Source organism: Moorena sp. SIO3I6 (genome assembly GCF_010672095.1).
The window spans coordinates 1-3,320 of record NZ_JAAHHU010000470.1 but is presented as its reverse complement, the minus strand read 5'-3'; the positions used below and the strand labels follow the sequence as shown (position 1 = coordinate 3,320).

Genomic DNA, 3,320 nt, shown 5'->3' with positions numbered 1-3,320 from the left:
GTTTGATTAGTGGTTTTACGATTAGGGATTAGTTGCTCAGGAGCCCTGATCACACTGGCATCAACCTGAGCAGTTAGATTGTCTAGCAGTAACTGCTGATTGTGAAGTTGGGCTTTGAGCTGTTCAGTTTCAGCTCGTTGTTGCTCAACCATAGCTTTGAGCTGCTCAGTGTCCCGCCGCTGCTGTTCAACATTGAGCATATTATTTAAATTATTATTTAAATTATTTAAGTTCGGTGAAGCTAGAGCCTGGTTTGGCTGTTGATCTGTGTAAGGGGAATTATAGGGATTGTTAGGGGAAATTTGGAAGGGTTGGGAAGAGGGAAGGTTATTCGCCACCATATTGCCTCCTCCTTTGAGGAGAAACAAAGCTGCCATACCGGCAAAGGCAGCCCCCGTCAGGAATGCCATACCATCACTCATTAATATTGCCTCTCAACTGGAACCGAATTACAACGAATTGCCACTACTGCTAAGGTCGCATATTTTTTAGCTTACGGCAAAAGAAGCCCCTGACATTTTAACGCGCAGCATAATAAGTGTGGGATTAATTTTTCACAGGGTATGCATGGAATTGCTATAATATATGTACTGGTAAACAAAGCCGTTCGCGTAGCGTGGCCTACGGCCTTAAATGCTGGTTTGTCAGGACAACAGTCTTAAAAAAAACACCAAGAAAACAGAGCGGCAGCGATGCAGCGCGGTCTTGGGGGTTTCCCCCACTCGCTATTGCATCAAGAGAGGGCAGTCCGTTCTTAAAGCCCAGCGCCTCCTAAGCAATAGCCGGATTGGCGCTTGTTGCCTACACTGAACCTGAAAGGTCAGTTTAGGAGCTGTCACTTAATTTCACCCTTAACGTTGGGCAATAAGCCCTGTGCCCATAGTTTTGGGGAATTTTGGTGTAACAATTGCAACCATACCCTAAATTGAACAAGATGAGTGACCCATTCCCCCACCACGAGAACGCAGGTGGGGGTCTGAGAACTGCCTATTGTGGTATAATTGGTTTAGCTTGAGCGGTACGGTAAAGGACAGAACAAGATTCTGAGCAACCTAGAGGCACGACCTCTCAACGCCAGGGAAAACAAACCTGTAAATCCTGTGTAGTCGGTTTATATACGTCAGACTCTAGGTAAAATTTTCTAATACAAGCCCCATAGCGGAAACGACTTGGGGGAGAAGTCCAGCAAAAGTCCTGGCTTTTCGGCGCGAATGCCGCCTGTCGCGAGGGATAAACCCTTGTAATCAAGACGGACACCCCCACCTCCCGTAGCAGTTGGGGGGAGCATTCATAACTAGATTGCGGCCAATGTCTACCCTAGCTCATTTTCAAAATTTTGCGATTTCTCGATCAACTTTCCCTAATTGCTATGGATAATGGTGTGGGCAAATCCTTTCAGCCCCCTAGGGTAACCTGAAGATAGTCTTACCCAGTAAGGAATTGAGTGACATGAGGGGTAAAACCCTTTAGCCGATTATCAATGGTTTCATAGCATCTTCGATAGATGTTAATAACAAGTTACCAAACCTTGACATTTGAGTTGGGAGTCGGGAATCGGGAGTCGGGAGTTGGGAATCGGGAGTCGGGAATCGGGAGTCGGGAGTCGGGAGTCGGGAGCGGTGCGACCTGTAGCGAATTTAATTCGCCACGGGTCGCACCTGTAGAATGGGCATCTTGGTGGAACTGGCATCTTGGTGGAATGGGCATCTTGCGTGGAACTGGCATCTTGTGTAGAACTGGCATCTTGCCAGTTTCCTCCTTATTTTCGGGCGGGCAGGATGCCCACTCTATATTTTCGGGCGGGCAGGATGCCCACTCTATATTTTCGGGCGGGCAGGATGCCCACTCTATATTTTCGGGCGGGCAGGATGCCCACTCTACTCCTATTCATTCAAAGACTGACGCAACGCCAATAAAACTACCTACTCGCCCCTTTGTCAAAAACCTACCCTTGTAAGCTACTCCCTATTCCCGACTCCCGACTCCCGACTCCCGATTCCCTACTCCCTACTCCCTACTCCCTATTCCCTATTCCCTTTGCTATAGCTGCATTTGCCGAAGGACTTCCCTAATCACATCAGTTGGCACCTGATCTGTCAAGGTTACTTCACCAATCTTGGTAGGCAAAACAAATCTTACCTTACCCTCTTTTACTTTCTTATCAGTTTGCAGGGTATCAATAATCGCATCAATATCTAGCCCACTGGGTAACTTAGTAGGTAGTCCAGCTTTTGCGATTAAAGCATCCTGGCGTTCGGCATCTTCTGAGTGCCACATCTGGAGTGCCACGGCAATCTGGCCTGCTGCTACCATTCCAATCCCTACCGCTTCCCCATGATTCACTAACTTGTAGCCAGTTAAGCTTTCTACGGCATGACCAATGGTGTGACCATAGTTCAAAATTGCTCTGATCCCAGCTTCTTTCTCATCCTGACTAACCACATCTGCTTTAGCTTGGCAAGACCGAGAGAGAATTGTTTCTAATAAATCCTTTTTCAGGTAACGCAATTGGTCAAGTCGCTTCGATTCCTCTAGTTTCACAAATAGCTCTTCATCCCAGATAATCCCATACTTAATCACTTCTGCCATCCCTGCTCGCAATTCTCTGGCTGGCAATGTTTTTAATACCGACGGGTCAATTAAGACAAATCGTGGTTGATGGAAGGCACCGATCAAGTTTTTGCCCTTGGGATGATTCACCCCGGTCTTGCCACCAACTGAAGCATCAACCATGGCCAACAGCGATGTGGGAACCTGAACGAAATTAATTCCCCTTAGCCAAGTGGCAGCAGCAAATCCTGTCATATCCCCAATTACCCCACCGCCCAATGCCACCAGAGTCGAGGAGCGTTCTAGGCGGTTTTCTAGGGCAACATCATAGATCTTTTGGATAGATTTGACAGTTTTGTATCGTTCACCAGCAGGCAGGGTAAGGCTGGATACCTGATATCCCACTAACTCCAAAGCTGCGATCGCTCTTTTCCCATATCTTCGGAAAATTGCTGGATTCGATACCACTAAAACTTTTTTGCCCAACTGTAGACGGCTCATCCAAACCCCAATATCATCTAAGCCACCTGTGGTCATCTTGCCATCAGGAAGGTGTTGTGCGATCGCAATATCATAGGAATGTTGTGGTAGAGCAACGGGAATAACTAACTTCATGAGGGAAAGCCTTTTTCCTGGTGAACTATGGCGCTGTATATATCTACTAAAAATATGTAGATGTAGATATATATTAGAGGGGGTGAACTACCCCGACCTACTTCGTTGTTCGCGTTCGCGCAGCGTCGGCTTTGCCGAAAGCGTGGCCTACGGCC

Annotated in this window: 4 protein-coding genes; 1 reads left to right on the top strand and 3 read right to left on the bottom strand. The window is 47.3% G+C overall.

The window, feature by feature from the left end; translation table 11 throughout:
* Together F6K49_RS38090 and F6K49_RS38085 are read right to left on the bottom strand one after the other, a co-directional pair.
* Positions 1 to 422: hypothetical protein (locus F6K49_RS38090; protein WP_366514280.1), on the bottom strand; the 422-nt coding region annotated here is incomplete at its 3' end.
* Between the two features lie 1,096 nt (positions 423 to 1,518).
* On the bottom strand, positions 1,519 to 1,743 hold the full coding sequence (locus F6K49_RS38085) for a hypothetical protein (RefSeq protein ID WP_293082872.1): 225 nt from the start codon (positions 1,741 to 1,743) through the stop codon (positions 1,519 to 1,521).
* 191 nt (positions 1,744 to 1,934) lie between these two features.
* Between F6K49_RS38085 and F6K49_RS38080 the strand changes: the two genes are divergently transcribed.
* On the top strand, positions 1,935 to 2,072 hold the full coding sequence (locus F6K49_RS38080) for a hypothetical protein (RefSeq protein WP_293105439.1): 138 nt from the start codon (positions 1,935 to 1,937) through the stop codon (positions 2,070 to 2,072).
* Here F6K49_RS38080 and aroB read toward each other — a convergent pair.
* On the bottom strand, positions 2,041 to 3,165 hold the full coding sequence (gene aroB / locus F6K49_RS38075; RefSeq protein WP_293037448.1) for a 3-dehydroquinate synthase: 1,125 nt from the start codon (positions 3,163 to 3,165) through the stop codon (positions 2,041 to 2,043). The genes F6K49_RS38080 and aroB overlap by 32 nt on opposite strands.
* Positions 3,166 to 3,320 lie beyond the last annotated feature (155 nt).

What these genes read in the sequence shown, in the direction of transcription:
- F6K49_RS38085 (WP_293082872.1), bottom strand. Translation starts at nt 1,743, where the DNA reads ATGCCAGTTCTACACAAGATGCCAGTTCCACGCAAGATGCCCATTCCA.
- aroB (WP_293037448.1), bottom strand. Translation starts at nt 3,165, where the DNA reads ATGAAGTTAGTTATTCCCGTTGCTCTACCACAACATTCCTATGATATT.